Here is a 23,248-nt window from a genome sequence, read left to right as displayed (position 1 = left end):
CCAGACGCCTGGCTATCCATCGCCAGACGTCTGGCCGTCGAGCTCGGCGGCGCCAATCCCGAGGGAGGCGCCGCGCCGGCGAGGCTCAGGGCACGGCCATCTCGAACGCCACCGCGTAGTTCGGCTGCGCGGTCCCCGTCATCGATCCGACGAAAGGATCGGAGTCGCGCAGCTGGCCCGAGCGCCACGTCCGGCCGGAGAACGCCGTGCCGTCGCTGGTCATGGCGTAGCCGACCCAGACGCCGGTCGCGGGGAGATCGCTGCCGACCGTGATGCGCACCGTGTCGCCCGAGATCGCGACGGAGCTGATCGCGATCCTGGTGTTCGCCGTGCGGACCTCGAAGCCGCGCCCCTGCGCCCACTCGGTGAGCGCGCTCTGGTGCGGCGAGGGGAGCGAGCTGTCCCAGGCGAGCGGCGGCACGGGCACGTGGAAGTGCACCGTGATCACGCGACCGCTGCGCTCGACCCGCGTCGGCTGCAGCGGCTGCCAGTCACGGCCCTGCACGACCTTCTCGCTATAGATCTGCCCGAGCTTCTCGCCGAGCCGCTCGTACCCGATCGCGGTCATGTGGATGTTGTCGCTCGCGTACGGGTACTGGTACTTCGGCCCCGAGCAGATGATGTCGCCCGGGCGGTCGATCCCGGCCTGCCACTGCGCGAGCGTGGCCGCCGACCGCTGGTTCGAGCCGCTCGGATAGGCGTGCTGCTGCGACACGAACATCGGGATCGACCGGGTCTGCCCGGTCAGCGGCTTGAGATCGGCGTTGTAGTCCGACCAGAGCTTGATGAGGTCGTTCTTGTAGCTGGAGCTGCCGGCGTCCGACTCGCCGTGGGTGATCACGATCGCGCCGACGCCGTACGTCTTGCCTGCCGCGCCGGCGAGGCGGGCGATCGCGGCGGCCTCGAACAGCGACGCCGCGTAGGCCCGACCCGTCGTGCCGGTGTCGGTGGCGCCCTTCCGGATGACCGACATGGCCTGTCCGCTCTCGCCGACGACCGTGTGAACGCTGATGTAATCGCCGCCCGTCGCTGCCTGCACGAGCGCCGTGATCTGGTCCCCCATGGCCGTATGCGGCGACTCGCCATAGATGTTGCGCGGATACGCGCTCGGGTAGCCCGTGGCCAGCGCGCGGATGGGCTCGACCAGCGGCACCATCGAGAGCGAGCTGTTCCTCGGATCGAAGGGCGGCACCGAGGCGTTGCCCAGCGAGAGCTTGAGGTTGTGACGGCGCTGGGTGGTCGCCCTGGCCGGCGTCCCCTGCGCCCCGACCGACAGGCTCTGACCGGTCCCGATGATACCGGCCCAGTCCCAGCCAGGGCCCGCGCCTCCGCCGCCAGAGCCGCCGCTGCCGCCAGAGCCGCCGCTGCCGCCCGCGCCGCCGCTGCCGCCTGCGCCGCCTCCGCCAGAGCTGGCCGAGGAGCTGCTGCTGGAGCTGCTGGAGGCGCTGCTGGAGCTGCTGGAGGCGCTGCTGGAGCTGCTCGAAGCGCTGCTGCTCGAGCTGCTCGAAGCGCTGCTGGAGCTCGCCGACGTCGAGCCTCCGTTCCCGTTGCCGTTGACCGACGTGATCGAGGGCTTCCCCGTGCCGTTCGCGCAGAACCCCCAGGTCGTCGACGCTCCTGCTCCCAGCGAGCCGTTGTAGCTCTCATGGGTGGCGTTCAGTGTCCCGTTCGACTGCGTGATCCGCGCGTTCCACGAGTTGGCCAGCGTCGCTCCGTTGAGCCCGATCGAAAGGCCCCACGAGGTGCTCGGCTTCGAGCTCACGTTCTTCACGGTCACGTTGGCGCAGTACCCCGTCGGCCACTGCGACTGATACGAGAGGTCCGCCGACATCGTCGAGTCCGGGCTGAGCAGCTCGCCCTCCAGCGACAGGATCTCTTCGTCGTCGGAAGACGCGCCGATGCAGGCGGCCAGGCAGCAAGCGATCGAGACTGAGCCCCAGCTCAGCAAGCTAGCAAAGCGCATGAATTTTCTCCTGAAAGCGGCCGAACAGGCCGCAAGCAAACTACGTAAGATGCCACGTTGGAACCGCAGAGGAGACAGAGCTCCTTTGCGGATGCTGGTGGGAAGTCCCCTACCCTACCGGAATAATGAAACCGCCAAGGCGCCATGAGACGCCAAGATTATTGTGGTTTTCTTGGCGTCTTGTGGCGTCTTGGCGGTTCAAAAACCCACCGCGCGCGTCGCGACGGGATGGGCCCGCTACATCACGGCGACAGCGTCACGGACTTCGCGTCGAGCGCCACTTCGTAGTAGCCATGCGGATCCCAGTTCAGCGGAACGCCGTTCTGCTTGAGCGTGCCGCCGGTGACCGTCACGCGCAGGTACTTGCCCGGCGGGAAGTGGTCGGGGAGCTGCCACGTGTAGGTCGTCGCGCCGCCAGACGCCGAGGTGGTGGCGGAGGAGACCGCCTTCTGGCCACGCCAGTAAGCGCCGACGTTGACCACGCTGTCGAGCCACATGTCGCCGAGCGCCTTGGAGTGCTTGACGTGATCGACGAAGGCCTGGAGCCCTACGGGCTGATAGGCGCCGTCGCTGCCGCCGGTGAAGCCGTGCACCAGGACGGTGCGCCACTTCTTGGCGTCCCGCGCGCCCGTGACCTGCTGGTCAAGCACCGCCGTGGAGGCGCCGGTCGGGGGGATGTAGCAGGGCAGCGTGAACGGATCGGTCGAGTCGTTCGGGCCGATGAGGTTGTTGGCCACGCCACGGTTGATGAGGAAGCGGGTCCTGGCGATGCTCGAGTACACGGACGCGCCGTTCGGGGCCGCCATCGTCCACACCTTGGTGCCGAACCGGCTCTCGATGAACTGCGTCGCCGCGTCCGTATCGGTGCCGTTGTCGTTGCTCGAATGGCTCTTCGTGTGGTTGCCGAGCTCGTGCCCGTCGCTCAGCGCCCTTTGCCACACCGCATTGGTCGATTCGGTCTTGCCGGTCTGGAGGTAGAAGGTGAACGGAACGTCGAGCGCGTTCAGCGTGTCGTAGTTCTGGATCTGGCTCGAGTTCGAGTCATCGAACGTGTACGACACGGCGCCCGTGAAGCCGGCCCAGTTGATGACCCTGAACCCGCCGGCCGCGCCCGACGGCTTCGCCACGTTGCTGGGTCCGGGCGGTGTCGGAAGGCCGGAGTTGACCACCGGGCCTCCACCGTTGCCGCCCGCGCCTGAGCCGCCTGAGCCTCCGGTGCCGCCTGCGCCGCCTCCGCCAGAGCTGGCCGAGGAGCTGCTGCTGCTGCTGGAGCTACTCGAAGCGCTGCTGCTCGAGCTGCTCGAAGCGCTGCTGGAGCTCACCGACGTCGAGCCTCCGTTCCCGTTGCCGTTGACCGACGTGATCGAGGGCCTCCCCGTGCCGTTCGCGCAGAACCCCCAGGTCGTCGACGCTGCTGCTCCCAGCGAGCCGTTGTAGGTCTCGTTGGTGGCGTTCAGCGTCCCGTTCGACTGCGTGATCCGCGCGTTCCACGAGTTGGCCAGCGTCGCGCCGTTGAGCCCGATCGAAAGGCCCCACGAGGTGCTCGGCTTGGAGCTCACGTTCTTCACGGTCACGTTGGCGCAGTACCCCGTCGGCCACTGCGACTGGTACGAGAGGTCCGCCGACATCGTCCCGTCCGAGCTGAGCAGCTCGCCCTCCAGCGACAGGATCTCTTCGTCGTCCGGAGACGCGGCGATACAGGCGGCCAGGCAGCAAGCGATCGAAACTGAGCAGAGGCTCAGCGAGCTAGCAAAGCGCATGAATTTTCTCCTAGGAGCGGCCGGATGGCCGCAAGCAAGTTCCGTAAGATGCCACGCCGACGCACCGCGCGCAAAGCACATGACACGGAGCGCTCAACCTATCTTTGTTTCGTGGCCCCCCGATTCTCGATTCCCGACGAGAGACCCTTCGATCACACGACGTGCTGAGTCAAGAACAATTGTTCTCTCAAGCGGGCGACGCGTCAAATACCAAGCTGTGGTTCAATGTAACGAAGAAGCACAGAGCACATCGGAGGCCTCGCAGCCCATCAGTGGCAACAAAACTATTCATCGATGCGATTCGCCAACATCGCGCCTCCCACGGTCATCTCGGTTCCTTCAAGAAAAACTATTTGAACCCTAGGTGCACAGAGCAGGCGGATGCACCTCTGAGCTCAGACCCGAGATCGAGTGACGCGGTAAGAGAGCGCGCCTCAGCTGAATCGCCTCGTCGCCCTGGCTCCTCCCATGCCAGCGCATCCGTAGACCCCCGTGGAGGGTGGTCGTCGCACGCGGCGCGGACGGGCTGATGTTTGAGCCCAAATGACGTCCTGTGTCCGGCGTGCTCCGCACGTCGGGCACAGGACGTCCCAGGCGAGTTCAGCCCGTCCGTGCCGCGCGCGACGACCACCCTCCACGGGGGCCGGGCGGTTCACCGAGGCCTCCCCTACAGGTCTGCGTGAACAATGCGCGGCGCCGCGCCCGGGAGGGCGTCGAAGTCGCCGCGCGCGCCGGCTCGACAGCCGGAATGACAGGGTTGTTACGGCGACAAGGTGAGCGCGCCCGCGTCGAGCGCGATCTCGTAGTAGCCGTGCTCGTTCCACGCCAGCGCATTTCCCCCCTGCGTCAGCGTGCCGCCATCCACCGTCACACGGAGGTACTTGCCCGTCGGGAAGTGCTCCGGCAGCGTCCACGTCCAGGTCGTCTCGTCGCCGGACGTATCGCTCGTCGCCTCTGCGAGCACCTTCTGACCCACCCAGTAGGCCCCGACCTCGACCATCGTGTCGATCCACACGTCGTTCAGCCCTTTGGCGTGCTTCATGCTATCGGTGATGCTCGTGAGCTCGACGTCGGCGTACCAGTGGTCCTCGGTCGGCAGGATCGTGTGGAACAGGAAGTTGAGCCACTTGCCGTCCGACCTCGCCGAGTCGATGGCCGTATTGAACGGCTCGGCGGTCTCGCCCCCGTTCGCCATCATCGTCGGGAGGTTCCACGGGTCCGAGTTGTCGTTCGGGCCGACCGTCCCGCCCTGGACGCCGCGGTTCAGGAAGAACCGCGACTTCGCCGGCTCGTTCCACCCCGCGTCGCCGAAGGGAGAGGCCATCGTCCAGACGTCGCTCTGGCCGTAGTTCGCGACGATGTAGTCGGTGCACTCGTCGATCTCTTCAATGAGGCTGCCGGCCGAGTCGCCCGCGCACTCGGTCATGTCGTCGTGGCAGTGGTGCGCCGTGTGGTTGCCGAGCTCGTGGCCATCCTGGACTGCCTTCGTCCACGTCGCGTCGAAGTTCGCCAGGTCGTTTCTCCCGCTGTTGACGTAGAACGTCAGCGGGATCCCCTCGGCCTGGAGCGCATCGTAATGAGCGATGTGCGACGGCTGCGCGTCGTCGAAGGTGTACGTGACGGCGCCCTTGAACCCGGCCCAGGGGAGCACGACCAGGTTCCCTGGCGTGCCGGACGGCTTGGGCACGCTGTCGCCGGGCGGGACCGGCAGCCCCGACTCGCCGCCACCAGCTCCGCCACCGCCATCGCCGCCGCCAGAGCCACCGGTGCTCGTGCCGGTCGTCGCTTGCTCGCCACCGCCGGCGCCGCCGGAGCCCGACGTGGCGCCGCCAACACCGCTGGTGGAGCCGCTGGTCGTCGCGGCAGTGCTCGAATTGTCGTCATCGCCACCACAGGCCACGAGGAAGATGGCGCAGACACCTGGAAACAAGAGCGAAGTACGCATAGGCCTCCTGTTGGGCTGAAGAATTCCAGGTCCTTATACACGGATTTTTCCGCGTGGGAAGCACACCGATGGGCGTCGATCACGAGGCCGTGGGCCTCGATTGGTGCGTTGCTGTCCTGCCGCACGGGAGTTCGGTCAGCGATAGCGGGGCACACCGGCGTGCACTCTGCGGGCTGACGAACCCCCTCATCTTGTTGGCATTTTTGGCGGAGAATTGAACAGGGAGACAGGGAGATTGGTGGGATTCCACTCCCCGTCTCCTCGCCTCCCTGTGAATTTTTCCGGAATTCGAGGGATGCTTCAGCGATACGGGCTCATCCGCGCCGTTCGGCTCGCTGCGGCGTACTTTCGTATGCCTCGCTCCGGTGCCTGACGGCTGAGCCCGTATCCCACGAATCTGCAAGGAGCGGGAGGCGGCGGACGACGCGCGAGCAGCGCTCCGTCCGCCGGGAGATCGGCATCAAGCCGGGCGATCGAGCTCGTCCCAGAGGCGCACGTCGCTGCGCTCTTTCAGGAAGATCCCGCCGACGACAACGGTGATGAGCGCCACCGCGATCGGGTAGAGGAGCCCCGCGTAGATGTTGCCCGTCGCGACCGTCACCGACGAGGCGATGAGCGGCAAGAGCCCGCCGAAGACGCCGTTGCCGACGTGGTACGGGATCGAGAGCGACGTGTAACGCACCTTCGCAGGGAAGGCCTCGACGAGGTAGGCCGCGATCGGGCCGTAGACCATCGTGACGAACAGCACGAGCACGAACACGAGCGCGGTGAGCACGACCGGGTTGTCCGCGTTCTGCTTCATCGCCCAGAACACGGGGAAGAAGCCGATCGCGCCGCACAGGTTGCCCGCGAGCATGATCTTCTTCCGTCCGATGCGATCCGAGAGCGCGCCGAAGAACACGAAGAACGGCATGCCGAGGGCGAGCGCGGAGGCGATCACGATCGTGGCCGTGATGAACGGGACCTTCAGAGTGTTCTGCAGGAAGTAGAGGGCATAGAACTGCCCCGTGTACCAGACCACGCCCTGGCCGGCCGTGGCGCCGAAGAGGGCGACCAGGATGACCTTCCAGTTGCGCTTGTTGCCGAGGCTGTCCTTGATGGGAGCGGTCGACGTCTTCCCCTCGGCCTTCAGCTTGCTGAAGATCGGCGACTCCTTGAGGCGGGCACGCACGTAGAAGGACACGGCGACGAGGAGGACCGACAGGAGGAACGGGATGCGCCAGCCCCAGTCCTTGAAGGCCTCCTCGCCCACGACAAGGCGGGTGCTGAGGATCACCGCCAGCGAGACGAACAGACCGAGCGTCGCCGTGATCTGGATGAACGAGGTGTAGAAGCCGCGCTTCTCGTCGGGCGCGTGCTCGGCGACGTACACCGCCGCGCCGCCGTACTCGCCGCCGAGCGCGAGGCCCTGAACGAGGCGGATCAGGACGAGCGCGAGCGGGGCGAGGAGCCCGATCTTGTCGTACGTCGGCAAGAAGCCGATGAGCGCCGTCGCGCCGCCCATGAGCAGCAGCGTCACGAGGAACGCGTACTTCCGACCAACGATATCGCCGATGCGCCCGAACACGAGCGCGCCGAACGGGCGGACGACGAAGCCCGTGGCGAACGTGCCGAGCGTCAAGAGGAAGCTCGCCGTCGGGTTGTCCTTCGGGAAGAAGTGGGTCGAGATGATCGCGGCAAGACTCCCGAAGATATAGAAGTCGTACCACTCGATCATCGTGCCGCCAGCGGACGCGAAGATGACCTTCCAGAGCGTGGAGCTGCTGACAACCTCACGCTCGGCCGCGGGGGCACTGCTCGTGGGGGTCACGGCGAAGGTTTGGGGAGACGTCTGTGCCATGAGAACGGTTCCTCGGAGGAGTTCCAGCGCTTGTCGAGAGGGCCGGAGACGGGCTTGGAGGCGAGCCGAGCGGAAAGAGGCAGCCAGGGTGTTCTTCATGGCTCCTCCTCCCTCGCACGCGAGGGAGGAGGAGGGGCCGGGCAGCGCGTGGGTCGATGCCCTGTCACCCCCGGCTCGCGGAATGCTGCTCTCTTTGATCTGAATACCACGCAAGCAGCCTTGAGAATACCTGTTCGTCCACGGGGCAAGCACGTTGGCGGGCTCGTTCAGCCACGTCTCGTTACGATCGGTAACACCCGACGTCCCGCACCGACCGCGTCACCTTCGGGCCTCATCCACCGGGTCGACGCGCCTCGGACGACGCGGTGCGCGCAGCGCGCAGTCGGCCGCGTGCCGCCCTGAGGACGACCCCGGCCTCGACACGCGGGGGCCGGCTCAGGGCTCCGCTTCGGGCCTGCGCCGCGCCTCGCCCGCGCCCGCGCCCGCGAGCGGCAGCCGGACGACGACCGTCGTCCCCCGCCCCACCGCGCTCCGCAGCGTGAGGGTCCCGCCGTGATCCTCGACGATCGAGCGCGAGAGCGGCAAGCCGAGCCCCGTGCCGCTCGGGTCGCGCTTCGTCGTCACGAACGGCTCCAGCACCGCGGCGAGGAGCTCCTCGGGGATGCCGCTGCCGTGGTCCTCGACCTCGACCACGATCTGACCCGCCTCGATCCACCCTCGAACGGCGATGAGCGCGCCGGCCTCGGACGCGTCGCGGGCGTTCGCGAGCAGGTTGACGAAGACCTGGACGAGCTCGCGCCGGTCGCCGATGACGACGAGCGACTCGGGGCAGGCTTGATCCACCCGGACGTGGGGCGCCGCGCGGTCGAGCCGGATGAGCCGCACGGCCTCGGCGACCACCTCGGCGAGCGCCACGCGCCCGACCCGCGCGCGCGCGCCCTCGCCGGGCTTCGGCACGGCGCCGGTGCGGCTGTGGTCGAGCAGGGAGCGCAGGATGGCCTCGATGCGCGCCGCCTCGCCCAGGATGAGGCCCGCCCGCGCGCGGATCTCGTCGCTGTCGGACTCGGCGCGGAGGTTCTGCGCGAGGCAGGCGATGCCGGTGAGCGGGTTGCCCACCTCGTGGGCCACGCCGGCGGCGAGGCGGCCGAGCTGGGCGAGGCGGTCGCGGTGGGCGAGCTGCGCCTCGAGCGCGCGCTGCTCGGTGCGATCCTCCACGAGGAGGACCACGCCCCCCGAGGCGGCGCGCGCGTCGAGCGGGTCGAGCGCGGCGCGGTGGACGCGCAGCGAGCGCGCGCGCCCGGCCACGTGCGCCTCGATCTCGTCCGCGCCGGCCTCGCCCGCGGAGGCGGCGCGGGCGGCGCGCGCGAACAGCTCCGCGAACGGGGCCGGCAGCCGGTCGAGCGGCGCCCCGACGAGGTCGCGCTCCTCGGCGCCGACGAGCGCCTCGAGGCGGCGGTTCACGAGGCTGATGGCGCCGTCGGAGCCCACCGCGCAGACGCCGAGGGGGAGCTGCGCGAGCACCGAGCGGAGCCAGCGCCGCAGGAGGTCGAGCTCCTTCGCGGCGCCGACGAACGTCGTCGTGGCCTCCCCGCGCGCGAGGCGCCGCTCCAGCCACCGGAGCTCCTCGGTGAGCGCGCCGCTCGCCGCTCTGCCACCGAACGCCGCGGGGGCGGCCTGCGCGTCCGCCTCCGCGACGGTCCTCGCGAGCACCGGGCCGACGAGCGGCGACAGGTTGCGGTGCAGGCGCTCCTGCAGCGCGTGGAGCTCCGTGGGCCGCGTCTCGTCGCGCGGGATGTCGAGCTCGATCCGGGCGCGCGTGACCTCGAGCGCGGCCGCCTCGCGGCCGAGCAGCCGCGCGAGCCGCTCCTCCAGCGCGCTCACGCTCGAGGCCACGGTCGCGCGCTCGACCGACGGGCCGATCTCGCGGCGCGTGCACAGGCGCGCCGCCTCGCGCTCCTCCTCGGCCGGGGGGCGCAGGAGCGAGACGAGCCCGAGCGTGGCGCCGTTGACGGCGAGCGACACGAACGTGGGCAGCGACCAGGTGTCCATGGCCGCCGCGTACGCCGTGGGGTCGGCCTGGCCCGCGCCCTCGCGCAGGAGATCGGCCCACCCTGGATCGAGCCCGGACAGCTCGGGCAGGAAGGGCGCGAGGCAGGTGGCGGTCCAGGTGCCGATGCCGGCGAGGAGCCCGGCGAGGAACCCGGCGCGCGTCGCGCGCTCCCAGAAGAGCGCGGCGAGCAGCCCCGGCAGGAACTGCGCGAAGGCGACGAACGACACGATGCCGCTCTCGACGAGCAGCCCGCGGTGCGGCTGCGCGCGGTGGAAGAGCCACCCGCCGGCGAGCATGACGATCAGGAGCCCGCGGCGGAGCCACAGCACGCGCGCGTAGACGTTGCGGCGCAGCGTCCTCCGGGCGAGCGGCAGGAGCAGGTGCGTGGCGCTGGCGCTCGCGAGGGCGACGGCCGTGACCATGACCATGGCGCTCGCCGCGGAGATGCCGCCGATGAACGCGGCGAGCGCGAGCCAGCCCTGGCCGAGCAGCTGCGGCACGAGCAGCACGTAGCTGTCGGCGGGCTCGGCCGGCGCGAGGCGGGTCCCGGCCCAGAGGACGGGCAGGACGGGCAGGTTGAGCGCGAGGAGGAAGAGCGGGAAGGCCCAGGCCGCCTTGGCGAGCGCGCGGTCGCCGGCGCCGCTCGCGAACGCCATGTGCCACTGCCTCGGCAGCAGGAAGGCGGCGGCGAAGCTGATGACGAGCATCGACGTCCAGCCGCTGTCCTCGCGCACGGGGCGGCCGAGCGCCTCGACCTCGGCGGCGTGCTCGCCCAGCCAGCCCGCGAGCCCGCCCGCCCCGCCGAAGACCCCGAGCACGGCGACGAGGCCCACGGCCGCGAGCACGGCGAGCTTCGCCGCCGACTCGAACGCGACCGCCGCCGCGAGGCCGTCCTCCCGCCCCTGCTCGGCGGCCGGGCGGGCGCCGAAGAACGCCGTGAAGAGCGTGAGCAGCGCCCAGAAGACGGCGCCCACGGCCTCCTCGTGCCCGGGCCCGGAGAGCACGCGGACCGACTGCTCGGTCGCGCGGAACTGCTGCGCGACGTAGGGCACGCTGGCGACGACGGAGAAGGCGGCGACGACCGCCCCCGCCGCGGGGCTCTGGAAGCGGAAGGCGAAGAGGTCGGCGAGCGAGGAGAGGCGCTGCTCGCGCGTGATCCGCAGGACGCGCGACCAGAGGAGCGGGGTGGCGATGCACGCGAGCGTCGGGCCGAGGTAGACCGCGAGGAAGACGAGGCCGTGGCGCTGCGCGAAGCCGACGCCGCCGTAGTAGGTCCACGACGAGGCGTAGACGCCGAGCGAGAGGGCGAGGACGAGGGGGTGACGCGCGATCGCGCGGGGGATCCGCTCGCGCTGCGCCGCGAGCGCGATCGCGGCGAGCACGGCGAGCCAGGCCACCGTGGCGAAGAGGAGGACGCCGACGTCGATCACGGCGGGCCTCGATCACCGGCGCCGGGGGCCGGGTCGCCGCGCTCGCGCTCGCCGCGGGCGAGATCGCCGCCTGGTGGGTCGCCGCGGTCACCGCGGTCGCCGCGCGCCGCGAGCACGGCGAGCGCGATCAGCGCGGCCCAGACCGCGAAGACCGCGGCCACCGCAAGCAGGCCTCGGGCCCAGAGCAGCCGCGCCGGTGACACGAGCAGCACCGTGCCCAGCAGCATGAGCACGAGCGCGCGATCCGCCGCGCCGGCATCCGCGCCGTGTCCTCCGGTCATGCGGAGAGGCTACTCAGGGCCGCAGCGGCTGAATACGCGCCGCAGCACAACGCAGCGCATCATCGCGGCGCGGCGGCGCGGCGGCGCGCGGAACAACGCCGGACAGCGCGCGCGAGCCGCGCCGAGGTCTCCTCGGACGATCAAGGCGCGATGCGGCCGGGCGCCGCGGTCCTGTGCGCGCCCGGCCGTGCCCTGGGGGCGCCTCTGGTCAACCGCTCTCGATCGCGAGCCCGGGGAGGAGGCTGCGCGCGTGCTCGATGACGCCTTCGTTGCCCGAGTCGACGCCCCACTTCGCTGCCAGCGCGGGCCACGCCGCCCAGCGCTCGGCGGCGTGGGCCGCAAGGCCGGGCCACGTGGCGCCGCCGGCCGCCTCGAAGCGCGCGATGAGCGCGTCGAGCACCCCCTTGCCGAAGGCGCCGGCGAAGAGCGCGAAGTCGCTCGAGGGCTCGCCGAGGTGGGCCTCGGTCCAGTCGAGGATCCCGGTGAGCCGGCCGCCCTCGTCGACGAGCATGTGCCCGGGGTGCAGGTCGCCGTGCACGAGGGCGAGGTGGCGCGGCCAGATGGCGTCGTTCGCGAGCCAGCGCTGCCAGCGCGCCCACAGGACGTCCGGCGGCGCCAGCACCGCGCGCGTCTCGTCCATGGCGCGCGCCAGGGCCTGGCGCGCGTCGTCGATCGGCTTCACGGGGACGCGCGCCGCCTCGACCTCCGCCGCATCGATGCGCTGCAGCGCGGCCAGGGCCTCCGCGAAGGAGGCGATGAACGCCGCCGAGGGCGCCGCCGGGTCGACGCGGTTCCAGCGCACGCCCGCCTCGGGATCGACGGTCACCGCGGGTACGTCGACGAGCCGCGGATACGCGATCACCTGATCGGTGTGCACGCGCCAATCGGGCACGGCGACCGGCAGGTGCCTGCGCACGAGGGCCAGCACGCGCGCCTCCACGCGGGCCGACGCGACCACAGCGGGCCGGCGCGGCGTGCGCACGACCCACGGCACGCCGTCCTCGTCGTGGGCGTGCACGACGAGGAAGTCGAGCCCGGTCTGGTCCAGGTCGGCGTGGTTCGTGACGAGCTGGAGCCCCTCGCGGCGCGCTGCCTCGAGGAGCGCGCCGACGGACTCGATCGGCGCGAAGGAGGAAGAGGAAGAAGCGGTGGGAGAACCGGTGGAGGTGTCTTGGCGTTCGGTCATGATCGCGAGCCTCTGGGCGCGCCGCCGGCAGGGCGGCGCGCGTGAAGGGGGGAAGACTCGCGGCGCGAGCTCACGACCGATGCGCGTGGCGTGATCCATCCAGGCTCCAGGGCGTGAGTCGACGCGCCCCGGTCTTCCACGTTTCGAGCGAACTCGGAGGAAGACAGGGCACGGACAGGCACCCGCGCGCTCGCCGCGTGCCCCCGGCGGCGCCGGGGACTACGGGGAGGACGAGGATGCCGGACTCAGCGGAACCGGATGGAATGCACGGACGGAGAATCTCATGCGGCGCCCCGCGCGGCAACGTCGTCTTCGCCCGCGAGGTCGAGGAGGCGCGCGAGGACGACCTCGAGCCACCCCACCGTGCGCCCGGCGCGCCCGCTGCCGTGCGCCGCGGGCTCCCCGGCCAGGAGCGCCCGCGCACCGTGGGCGATGCCGCCGGGCCGCCGGCGCAGGTGCCGCGCGCAGAGGTCGCGCAGGTCGAGGGAGGGCGGGCGCCCGAGGCCCTCCTGCGCGAGCAGGTCCAGGGTGAAGGTGCCCCAGGCGCCCAGCACCCCGCCCTGGCCGACGAACGCGCGGAACCGGGCCAGGGCCGTGCTCGCGTCCTCGCCGTCGAGCAGGCGGCGCTCGGGCACCTCGATCTGGTGCGCGACGCTCGGGCCCAGCGGCCGCCGCGGGCGCAGGAACGCCTCGAAGCGCTCGCCCGACGCGCGGCAGGCCACGAGGTGCACGAGCTCGGACGTCGGCTCGGCCTCGCCGGCGCCCGCCGGCCAGCCGGAGCTGGCCCCGCCGTCGACGAGCACCACCCTCGCCGGCTCGGCGAGGTAGGGGCGCAGCGGCGCGAGCGGCGAGGCCGCCTGCGCGCGCCGCCGTCGCGGGGCCTTGCTCCTCTCCTGGTGCTCGATCTGCCGGTCGACCATGAACGTGAAGGCCCGCAGCATCTCGTCGAAGCGCGCAGGCTCGCCCTCGAGCGCGGCCAGCGCGCTGGCCACCGCCTCGACCGTGGCGAGGCACTCGGGCCGGGGCTCCTTGCGGATGCGGTAGTTGCCCGGCGCGCGGGGCGTCACGCCGATGCGCCGCACCGAGGCCAGGCGCGGGTTCAGGGCGAGCATCTTCTTCGCCTGCCACCACGTGCCGTCGACCACGATGAGCGAGCGCACCGGCGCCCCGCCCGCCGGCTGCGCGTCGCCCCCGGGAAAGAGCACGGCCGTGGTCGGATCGCTCGCGAGGGCGGCGATCCGGGCGTCGTCCTCGAAGACCACCCCCTCGTGCAGCTCGGAGTTGGGCAGCGCGAGGTGGGTCATGCGCGCTGTGCCGATGCCAACCTTCCGCTCGCGCGGGTGCTGGAGGAGCACGACCCGGGTCCTCGTCGGCAAGGAGGGCAGGAGGGCGCAATAGCAGACCGGACGGGGGCGCCGGCAGCGCCAGCAGACGTCGCGCATGGGAGGCCCCCCTTGTACCGCGTCACCGCCGCTGCCGCGATCGTCGTCGCCAGCGCCACAGCCCAGGAGCGCCAGGCTCGGCACGACCGTGCTCAGCAAAGGCGTTGACCGCGTGGCTGATCGTGCACGGCGCGACATCGAACCACCGCATGTCCTCCCGCGAACGAATCTCCGGCTTGACGTGCCGCGGGCCGGGCCGCAGAGCCTGCGCACCGAACGCCATGGGGAGCCGGCTACTCGTCCGCAAGCCGATATCGGTCCTGAAAAAGGAGCTAGAGGGGGAGCACCGCCTCCGGCGCGCCCTTGGGCCGCTGCAGCTGACGAGCCTCGGGATCGGCGCCATCATGGGGACAGGCATTTTCGTACTCACCGGTCAGGCCGCGCACGACAAGGCAGGTCCTTCGCTGATGCTGTCCTTCGTGGTCGCGGGGATGGCCTGCGTGTTCGCGGCCCTCTGTTACGCGGAGTTCGCGGCGATGGTGCCGGTCGCGGGCTCGGCCTATACGTATGCGTACGCGACGCTCGGCGAACTGCCGGCGTGGATCATCGGGTGGGATCTCGTCCTGGAGTACGCCGTCGGCGCCGCCGCCGTGGCGCACGGGTGGTCCCACTATGTCCAGGACTTGATCGGGATCTTCGGGGTAGAGGTGCCAAGAGAGCTCAGGAGCGCGCCGTTCGACTACGATCCGGCGCTCGGCGCGCTGGTGTCCACAGGGGCGATCCTCGATCTCCCGGCCATGCTCGTGACGGCTGCGGTCACGGTGGTCCTGCTCAAGGGTATCCGCGAGAGCGCGACCATCGCCGCCGTGATGGTCGCGCTCAAGCTCGTCGTCGTGCTCCTCGTCATCGTGGTCGGCGCGTTCTACGTCACCCCGGCCAACTGGCGGCCGTTCGCGCCGTTCGGGCTCGGGGGGCTCAGCCTCTTCGGTCACACGATATTCGGCGAGACCGGCAAGGGGGGAGAGCCGCTCGGGATGCTCGCCGGCGCCGCGACCATCTTCTTCGCCTACATCGGGTTCGATGCTGTCTCGGCGCACGCAGAGGAGGCGAAGCATCCGCAGCGCGATCTCCCCATCGGCATCGTGGCCTCGCTCGTCATCTGCACCACCCTGTACGTCGCCGTCGCGGCGATCCTGACCGGCATGGTGCCCTACGCCGAGCTGAACATCGACGCGCCGGTCTCCGACGCCTTCGCGCGCGTCGGCCTCCCGTGGGCGCAGTTCATCATCTCCCTCGGGGCGGTCGCCGGAATCACCTCCGTGCTGCTCGTGCTCATGCTCAGCCAGCCGCGCGTGCTGCTCGCCATCGCCCGCGACGGGCTCCTGCCCAGAGGCTTCTTCGGCTCGGTGCACCCGGTCTTCAAGACGCCGTGGAAGTCCACCCTCCTCACCGGGTTTGTGGTCGCTGCCCTCTCGGCGCTCCTCCCGCTGCGGATCCTCGCGGAGCTCGTCAACATCGGGACGCTCCTTGCGTTCGTGTTCGTATGCGCGGCGGTCCTGATCATGCGCCGGACGGCGCCGGACGCGCCGCGCCCCTTCCGGGTGCCGCTCTATCCGCTCACTCCGATCCTCGGGATCGTGATCTGTCTCATCCTCATGTTCTCGCTGCCCACCGAGAACTGGCTCCGTCTCGGCGCCTGGCTCCTCCTCGGGCTCGCGATCTACTTCGGCTACAGCCGCAAGCACAGCGCGCTCATGGCGAGCCAGTGACGCCGCGGCGCTCACCGCGTTCGGCCCTTGCTGGCCGGGTCCCAGGCCTCCAGCAGCTGCCGCGCGGCGCGAAGCGGGCTGAGCGATCCCGCCTCGACGAGCGCCTCCACGCCAGACAGGCGCTCTCGCACGCCGGCGCTGCGCAGGAACGCCTCCCGCAGGTGCCCCTCGATGAGCTCGAACAGCCAGCGGCGCGCCTGCGCCGCGCGGCGGCGCAGGAGCCAGCCGCTGGCCTGCATGTGCGCGCGGTGGCGCAGCACGATCTCCCACGCTTCGCGGACACCGCGGCCCTCCTGGGCCGAGCAGACGCCAACGACGGGGGCCCAGCCGTGAGGCGCCGGCGGGAACAGGTGCAAGGCGCTCTCGTAATCGCGGCGCGCTCGCGCGGCCCTGTCGACGTTCCCGCCGTCGGCCTTGTTGATGATCACGAGATCGACAAGCTCCATGATGCCCCGCTTCACGCCTTGCAGCTCGTCGCCGGCCCCAGGCAGCATGAGGAGCAGGAAGCAATCCGTCATGTCGGCGACGGCGACCTCGGATTGCCCGACACCGACCGTCTCGACAAGGATGTTGCGGTATCCGGCCGCCTCGCAGAGCGCGATGGCCTGGCGCGTGGCCCGCGCCACGCCGCCGAGCGAGCCGCCCGACGGCGAGGGGCGGATGAAGGCCCGCGGGTCGCTCGCCAGCCGTGGCATCCGGGTCTTGTCGCCGAGGATGCTCCCGCCGTGGACAGGGCTGCTCGGGTCGACCGCGAGCACGGCCACCGTCTCCCCCCAGTCACGCACGAGGTGAACGCCGAGGGCGTCGACGAACGTGCTCTTGCCGACCCCGGGCACGCCGGTGATGCCGAGGCGCGTGGCGCCGCCGGCGTGCGGCAGGCAGCGCTCCAGGACCTCCTCGGCGAGCTCCTGGTGGCGGGGGAGCGAGCTCTCGGCCAGCGTGATCGCGCGCGCGAGCGCCGCCCGGTCGCCCGCGAGGAGACCGTCGACGAGCTGCCTCGGGCTCGACTTCAACCTAGCGCGCCTCCTGCGACGACAGGCTCCCAAGGAGCGTCCGGACGATCCGCGCCGCGGCCTCGGGAATGACCGTCCCGGGCCCGAAGATCCCCGCGACGCCGCGCTCCTCCAGATACCGGTAGTCCTGCGGCGGGATCACGCCGCCCGCCACCACGAGGATGTCCCCGCGGCCGGCCTCCCCGAGCGCCTCGATCAGCCGGGGCACCAGGGTCTTGTGGCCGCCGGCGAGCGAGGAAACCCCGACCACATGCACGTCGTTCTCGACGGCGTGGCGGGCCACCTCGTCCGGGGTCTGGAAGAGCGGACCGATATCGACGTCAAACCCGAGATCCGCAAAGGCCGTGGCGATGACCTTCATCCCCCTGTCGTGCCCGTCTTGACCCATCTTGGCGACCAGGATGCGCGGGCGCCGGCCCTCGAGGGCCGCGAACTCGCGGACGAGCGCCTCCACCTCGCGACCAGCGCCCGCATCGCGGATCTCCGCGCCGTACACGCCGCTCACCGTGCGCACCGGCGCCTCGTAGCGGCCGAAGACGCGCTCGAGCGCGTCGGAGATCTCGCCGAGCGTCGCGCGGCGGCGCGCGGCGTCGACGGCGAGCGCCAGCAGGTTCCCCTCGCCCGCCTCGGCAGAGCGGGTGAGCGCGGCCAGCGACTCACCAACAGCCGCCTCGGCGCGGGAGGCCTTCACCTGGCGCAGCCGCGCGAGCTGGTTTTCGCGAACCGCGGTGTTGTCCACCTCGCGGAGCTCGATCGGCGCCTCTCTCTCCAGCCTGTACGCGTTGACCCCGACGATGATGTCGCGGCCCGCGTCGATCCGGGCTTGCTTGCGGGCCGCCGCCTCCTCGATACGCAGCTTGGGCAGGCCGTTCTCGATGGCCTTGACCATGCCGCCCAGGGACTCCACCTCCTGGATGAACTGCCACGCTCTCCGCGCGAGCCGGTCTGTCAGGCGCTCGACGTGGTAGGAGCCGCCCCACGGGTCGATGACCCGGCAGAGTTCGGTCTCCCGCTGCAAGAGGAGCTGGGTGTCGCGCGCGACCTTCGCCGAGAAGTCCGAGGGGAGCGCCAGCGCTTCATCCAACGCGTTTGTGTGCAGCGACTGCGTGCCGCCGAGCACGGCCGCGAGCGCCTCGATGGCCGTCCGCGTGACGTTGTTGAACGGGTCCTGCTCGGTGAGGCTCCAGCCCGACGTCTGGCAGTGAGTCCGCAGCGCCATGGTCTTCGGGTTCTTCGGGTGGAACCCCTTCACGATCTTCGCCCACAGGAGCCGCGCCGCCCGCAGCTTGGCGATCTCGGTGAAATGGTCCATGCCGATGCCGAAGAAGAACGAGAACCGCCCGGCAAAATCGTCGATATCCATGCCCGACGAGATCCCGGTGCGCAGGTACTCGAGGCCGTCGGCGAGCGTGTACGCGAGCTCCAGCTCGGCGGTCGCGCCGGCCTCCTGCATGTGATAGCCGCTGATGCTGATCGAGTTGAACCTGGGCGTCTTCTCGGCGGTGTAACGGAAGATGTCGGCGACGATCCTCATCGACGGCGCCGGAGGGTAGATATAGGTGTTCCGGACCATGAACTCCTTGAGGATGTCGTTCTGGATGGTCCCGGAGAGCAGCTCGGGGCGCACGCCCTGCTCCTCGGCGGCGACGATGTAGAACGCCATGATGGGGAGCACGGCGCCGTTCATGGTCATCGACACGCTCATCGTATCGAGCGGTATCTGGTCGAAGAGGATCTTCATGTCCTCGACGGTGTCGATGGCCACACCGGCCTTCCCCACATCGCCGACAACGCGCGGGTGATCCGAGTCGTAGCCGCGGTGGGTCGCGAGGTCGAAGGCGACCGAGAGCCCGGTCTGCCCGGCGGCCAGGTTGCGCCGGTAGAACGCGTTCGACTCCGCGGCCGTGGAGTACCCGGCGTACTGGCGGACGGTCCACGGGCGGACCACGTACATGCTGGTATACGGCCCGCGCAGGAACGGCGGCGCGCCGGCGGAGAAGCCGAGGTGCTCGAGCGACGCGACGTCCGATGGGGCCGCGCCAGGCTCCGGGATCTCCCTTGTGTCGCCGAGCTCCCGCATCGCTGCGCGCGCGAGGCTCCGCGCGAGCTGCTCGATGTACCAGGAGCCGGCTGCAGGGCTGTCTCCGGCGTCGAAGCGGGCCTCCTCGCGGAGGATGACCCGGGCGTTGCCGAGCAGGCGCTCGGGCGGCGTGACGACGATGTCGTCCGCGCCGCCCGCGATGGCCGCCATCATCCCGACGATGCCGCGGAGGAGGTTCTTGTGCTCCTCGTCGCCAGGGACCGCGGCGGACGGGATGACGGCGGTGATCGTGGCGCCCGCCCGCAGGCGCTCGGCCAGGAGGCGCGCGGCGCAGAGGCGGGCGATCTCCAGGAAATAGCTGCATCCCATCGTGAAGCGCAGCTCCGGCGCGCCGCTCCGGAGCTCGGCGACCAGCGACGCCACGAGCGGGCCACCCGTGGCCGGCGGGAGCGAGGGGCTGTCCGGCGCGAAGATCGGCGGCACGAGGAGCCCCTCGGCGCTCGCCCACGAGAGGTCGTCCGCGGTCTTGCCCTTGAGATCCCGGTGGAGCGCCTGCTTCCACGTCGCGAGCGCGACCGGCGCGAAATCGGCGAAGAGCCTGTCATCCATGGGACTGAACGACCTCGATGAGGTGTCCGAACGGCGCGTCGTCGCGCGATCGGGGGTGCACGAAGAAGATCGTCGTGCCCCGGGAGCCCGGCCGCGGCGCCGCGTCGATGATGCGGAAGCCGCGCGCCTTGAGCTCGTCGAAGGCGGCCTGGACGTCGCTGACCCGGTAGGCGACGTGGGCGAAGCCCCCGCGACCGCCGTTCTTCTCGATGAGCTTCTGGACGGGAGACTCGGGAGAGAGCGGCTCGAGGAGCTGGACGTGGTTGTCGCTGTCGCCGATGCGGAGCATCACCTCGCGCACCTGATCCGTGCCCCGCACCTCTTCCCGGTGCACCTCGCGGAAGCCGAGCATCTCGTACGCCTTCACCTGCGCGTCGAGCTGCCCAGCGGGCACCGCCATGGCGATGTGATCGATGAACAGAAACCCGGGAATCTGGTCCTTCATGGGCTCTCGTGGGGTCGGGAGGCCGGTCGGGGCTGCAGGGGCCGGCCGTGTCGAGGGGGGCGCCATGCGCGCAGCTTGCGCCGCGAAGCGGGGCGGCGGCAAGAGCCGCGCGACGGGCTGCGGGCGTGGGCCGGCGTTGTTATAGACTCGCGACGACGTGCGAGAGCGCGAGCGCGCCCGGGCAACACAGGGGGGAGCGTGCGACATGCAGGGACGGGATCACGAGGGGCTCGTCGCGGAACTCGAGCGGCTGCGCCTGCGCGTGAGCGAGCTCGAGAAGGACAGGATCCGTCGCGACGCGGGGGTGAACCGGCTCGAAGACTACGTGCGACTGCTGACGAGTTACATGCCGGCGGCGGTCGCGCTGTTCGACCGCGACATGCGTTACCTGCTGACGAGCAAGCGCTGGCTCGAAGACTATGGCCTCGCGCCGCGCGAGATCATCGGTCTCTCGCACTACGACGTCTTCCCCGAGATCCCGCAGCGATGGAAGGATACCCATCAGCGCTGTCTCGCCGGGGCGAGCGAGCGCCACGACGAGGACCTGTTCCAGCGGGCCGACGGGCGCATCGACTGGGTGCGCTGGCAGGTCTTCCCGTGGCACGACGAGCGCGGCGGGATCGGCGGCATCATGATGTTCACCGAGGTCATCACCAGGCAGAAGGAGCTCCAGGATCGGCTGCGCGTGCAGTCTGCCGCCCTCCGCGAGCCGTCGACGCCGATCATCCCGATCTGCGACGAGGTGCTTGTCCTGCCGCTCATCGGCACGCTGGACGAGCGCCGCTCGCACCAGCTGGCGGAGGCGCTCCTCAACAAGATCGCCGACAAGGGAGCGCAGATATGCATCGTCGACCTCACGGGCGTCTCCGCCTTCGATATGCGGGCAGCGAGCGCGCTCGCGCAGATCGCCCAGGCGGTGCGGCTGCTCGGCGTCGAGGTGGTGTTGACGGGCATCCGGCCCGAGGTCGCTCAGGCGCTCGTCGGCCTGGAGGTGGAGCTGAGCAGCATCGTCACGCGCCGCGACCTCTCGCACGGGATCGCGTTCGCGATGGCGGCCAAGAAGCCCTGACCGCCCGACCCCTCCGGGCTCACCGGACCCGCCACGCCGGGTGCTCGTCCCCGATGGCGGGCGCCTCCACCAGGCCATTCTCGACCGCCCCATCGTCGCTTTCCGGCTCGCACAGGTACACGGCGATCGCGCCGAGCGGCTGCTCGGTATCGACCCGGGACCAGCCCTCGGGGGCCCGCCGGGCCTCCTCGCGCCACCGCACCGACACCTCGCCGACCCGTGCCGCCTCCAGGATGGCCCGTCCGCCCTCGGCGCCGAGCGACGCCACCCGGGCGACCTCGACGTCGTGGACGCCCCCGGCCGGCTCGACGCGGAGCCCGTGCCGGCGCAGGGCCTCGGCGATCGTCGGCGGCACGAGGTACGCCCGCGGCCGATCCACCACCGTGGTCCCGACGAACCGCGCGTGGTGCGGGATCCGCAGGGTGACCGGCGCGCCGTCGAACGCCCGCGGGCTGCGCGTCAGGATGTCGATCGGGGTCCCGGTCGGCTCGAGGCGGTACCGGACCGCGACCCGCTCCGGCGGCCGGGCGCTCGCGGCCACGACCTCGCGGACCGCGTCGGCGTGGGCGGCGACCCAGGAGAGGGCCTCGATCTGCCACGCCGAGGCGGTCTGGACGCGCTCCTCGAAGGGGAGATAGCTGGTGCACTCGAGAAGCAGGTCGAGCCGCCCCGTGAGCCCGCGGTAGTTCGAGCCGAACCGCGGGTGGTGCGGGTAGGTCATCCACCCGAGACCGACGGGCGCCGCCGGGTCGACCTCGCCGTCCGCGTCGAGCACCCGCTCGTCCTCGACGAAGTTGCCGTACCAGCCGCTCTCGAAGCCACGCCGCCGGACCGCGGCGATCACGTCGGGGACCAGGCGGTCGCGCACCATGGCGATCGGCTCGTGGCGGCCGGACTCGATGGTGTGCGGCACGTCGATCGTCATGTGGAACCGGTGCACCGACCCGTTGGTCGCGTGGTTGTCGATCGTGAGATCGGGCGCCCAGGGGATGCACACGCGCTGCTGGAGCAGGCGCATCTCGGGCGCGGCCTGGCGGAGGTAGTCGCGGTTCAGGTTGATGCCGTGGCTCTGGGTGCGGGTGCCGACGACGGGACCTGGCTGGCCTGTGAGCTTCTTGAGGTCGAGGCGGCGGTTCCGCGGGTCGAGCGCGTCGTTGCCATCCGCGTTGAACAGCGGAACGACGAGGAGCACGAGCGCGTCGAGCCAGTCCGGGTGGCGGCCGTCGAGCAGATCGCGGACGAGCGCGAGGCTGGCCTCCTTGCCCTCCACCTCGCCGGGGTGGATCCCGTCGAGCATCAGCACCACGGGGCGCCCGGCGCGGCGGGCCTCGTCCGGGGATCGCACGCCGTCCTTGGACAGCACGAGCAGCGGCAGCTCCCGCCCGCCCGGGCTGGTCCCGAAGGTGGTCACGTGCAGGCGCGGGTCGTTGCGGCCTTCGAGCGCGCGGACGAACCGCATCACGTCGGCGTGCAGGGAGGTCTCCCGGAATCCGGTGGCTTCGGCGCGGGTGAGCAGCATGGGCCCGATCTCTACCCCGCCGCCCGCACGAGGGGGCAGCGATCGGCGATGACCGCGCGACGACCGCGCGACGGCGGCGCGCCCCGCCGGACGAGCCCGCACGTGTGGTGGTGTGGCGGGTGTGGTGGACGAAGCGCCGGAGTCCTCGTCCAGGCTGGTCAGATCGACAGGACAGGATGCGACCCGAAAGCGTGGAAGGTTCGGCAGGCGCGTCAGACACGCATGTCTTCCCTTCGCCACGGTCACCGGCGCGCGCGGTCCGCACGCGGTCCACGCAGCGACCAAAGGCTTCAAAGAACGGATTGTCATTTTGGCAGGATGAGCCATTGTACAGGTGGCGGACGTGTCAGCTTTGGCAGAGCGGCGCAAGAAGCCCCTCGATCCAGGCGCTGGTTCCAGCGGATGGCAGCTGGCACGACGCTCGCATTGACAGGAGTCGTCACACGGACGCTGGCAGCGAGCGGGCGCTCGCGAACGAGGCAGGTAGCACCATGTTGAAGATCCTCCGGAAGTTGAATGAAGGGAGCCTCCTCCAGCGCACAATGATGCATATCGCGGTGCTCGTCGCTGGATCTGCGAGCGTCGTCGCTCTGACCAGCGTGCTGCTCGTGTCGACCGCGAAGACCGTGCTGCCGCGTCACGACGCGACCGAGGCTGACGCCGACAAGGCGGATGAGGAGCACAGCGCCGACTCGGATGCTGATCCGAGCTCGTCGGAGGCGGCGGCGAGCCCCGCCGGCCCGAGAGGCGTGCCGAAGGCGCTGGCGCAGGCGCGCGTGGCGAATCGACGCGAGAGCGCGGTCGCGCGGTGATCACCGCATCACCTCATCGCGGCATGGCGTTGGCGCGGCGTACTCGTGGTCATCGCCTCGCCCCGGGGGCGTGAGCGGCGACCACGAGTACGCCGCGCCAGGACACCGGCGGCTGGATCCGCTCGACGCGTCCG

At 70.8% G+C, this 23,248-nt stretch carries 15 protein-coding genes; 3 read left to right on the top strand and 12 right to left on the bottom strand.

Annotated features, from left to right (window positions below):
• Positions 1-85: 85 nt before the first annotated feature.
• From WME79_RS15585 to WME79_RS15550, 8 genes are all read right to left on the bottom strand, one after another.
• Positions 86-1,963, bottom strand: coding sequence for a cellulose binding domain-containing protein (locus tag WME79_RS15585; RefSeq protein ID WP_437535977.1), 1,878 nt, complete (start codon positions 1,961-1,963; stop codon positions 86-88).
• Between the two features lie 242 nt (positions 1,964-2,205).
• Positions 2,206-3,723, bottom strand: coding sequence for a cellulose binding domain-containing protein (locus WME79_RS15580; protein WP_437535975.1), 1,518 nt, complete (start codon positions 3,721-3,723; stop codon positions 2,206-2,208).
• 760 nt (positions 3,724-4,483) lie between these two features.
• Positions 4,484-5,668 (bottom strand): polysaccharide deacetylase family protein, encoded by a 1,185-nt coding sequence (locus tag WME79_RS15575; protein WP_437535972.1) that lies wholly within the window; start codon positions 5,666-5,668, stop codon positions 4,484-4,486.
• A gap of 460 nt (positions 5,669-6,128) precedes the next feature.
• Positions 6,129-7,508: an MFS transporter gene (locus WME79_RS15570; protein ID WP_437535969.1), complete on the bottom strand. Its 1,380-nt coding sequence runs from the start codon at positions 7,506-7,508 to the stop codon at positions 6,129-6,131.
• A 435-nt stretch (positions 7,509-7,943) separates the two neighbouring features.
• Positions 7,944-10,988, bottom strand: coding sequence for an ATP-binding protein (locus WME79_RS15565; RefSeq protein ID WP_437535966.1), 3,045 nt, complete (start codon positions 10,986-10,988; stop codon positions 7,944-7,946).
• Positions 10,985-11,269: a hypothetical protein gene (locus WME79_RS15560; RefSeq protein WP_437535963.1), complete on the bottom strand. Its 285-nt coding sequence runs from the start codon at positions 11,267-11,269 to the stop codon at positions 10,985-10,987. The genes WME79_RS15565 and WME79_RS15560 overlap by 4 nt, the downstream gene beginning before the upstream one ends.
• Positions 11,270-11,477: 208 nt before the next feature.
• Entirely contained in the window at positions 11,478-12,455 is a 978-nt protein-coding gene (locus WME79_RS15555; RefSeq protein WP_437535960.1) for a macrolide 2'-phosphotransferase, read from the bottom strand.
• A gap of 281 nt (positions 12,456-12,736) precedes the next feature.
• Positions 12,737-13,897, bottom strand: coding sequence for a DTW domain-containing protein (locus WME79_RS15550; protein WP_437535957.1), 1,161 nt, complete (start codon positions 13,895-13,897; stop codon positions 12,737-12,739).
• 221 nt (positions 13,898-14,118) lie between these two features.
• On the opposite strand from WME79_RS15550, the gene WME79_RS15545 reads away from it, so the two are divergent.
• Entirely contained in the window at positions 14,119-15,606 is a 1,488-nt protein-coding gene (locus WME79_RS15545; RefSeq protein WP_437535954.1) for an amino acid permease, read from the top strand.
• Between the two features lie 11 nt (positions 15,607-15,617).
• On the opposite strand, the gene meaB is transcribed toward WME79_RS15545, so the two are convergent.
• Genes meaB through WME79_RS15530 form a run of 3 tightly spaced genes read right to left on the bottom strand, consistent with a single transcriptional unit; the run spans position 15,618 to position 19,714 of the window.
• Entirely contained in the window at positions 15,618-16,619 is a 1,002-nt protein-coding gene (gene meaB / locus WME79_RS15540; protein WP_437535951.1) for a methylmalonyl Co-A mutase-associated GTPase MeaB, read from the bottom strand.
• A 1-nt stretch (position 16,620) separates the two neighbouring features.
• Positions 16,621-19,269, bottom strand: a complete 2,649-nt coding sequence (gene scpA / locus WME79_RS15535; RefSeq protein ID WP_437535948.1) for a methylmalonyl-CoA mutase — start codon at positions 19,267-19,269, stop codon at positions 16,621-16,623.
• A complete protein-coding gene (locus WME79_RS15530) occupies positions 19,262-19,714 on the bottom strand; it encodes a VOC family protein (protein ID WP_437535945.1) in 453 nt (150 codons plus the stop codon). The genes scpA and WME79_RS15530 overlap by 8 nt, the downstream gene beginning before the upstream one ends.
• A gap of 205 nt (positions 19,715-19,919) precedes the next feature.
• On the opposite strand from WME79_RS15530, the gene WME79_RS15525 reads away from it, so the two are divergent.
• A complete protein-coding gene (locus WME79_RS15525; RefSeq protein WP_437535942.1) occupies positions 19,920-20,783 on the top strand; it encodes a PAS domain-containing protein in 864 nt (287 codons plus the stop codon).
• Between the two features lie 19 nt (positions 20,784-20,802).
• On the opposite strand, the gene WME79_RS15520 is transcribed toward WME79_RS15525, so the two are convergent.
• Positions 20,803-22,302: a M14 family metallopeptidase gene (locus WME79_RS15520; RefSeq protein ID WP_437535939.1), complete on the bottom strand. Its 1,500-nt coding sequence runs from the start codon at positions 22,300-22,302 to the stop codon at positions 20,803-20,805.
• Between the two features lie 491 nt (positions 22,303-22,793).
• Between WME79_RS15520 and WME79_RS15515 the strand changes: the two genes are divergently transcribed.
• The gene (locus tag WME79_RS15515; RefSeq protein WP_437535936.1) at positions 22,794-23,114 is read left to right on the top strand and encodes a hypothetical protein; all 321 of its coding nucleotides are present in this window, start codon (positions 22,794-22,796) and stop codon (positions 23,112-23,114) included.
• The last annotated feature ends 134 nt before the right edge of the window (positions 23,115-23,248 follow it).

The organism is Sorangium sp. So ce726 (assembly GCF_051521405.1).
In the GTDB taxonomy this organism is placed as follows: Bacteria; Myxococcota_A; Polyangia; order Polyangiales; family Polyangiaceae; genus Sorangium.
This window is presented reverse-complemented; position numbering and strand designations above follow the sequence as displayed.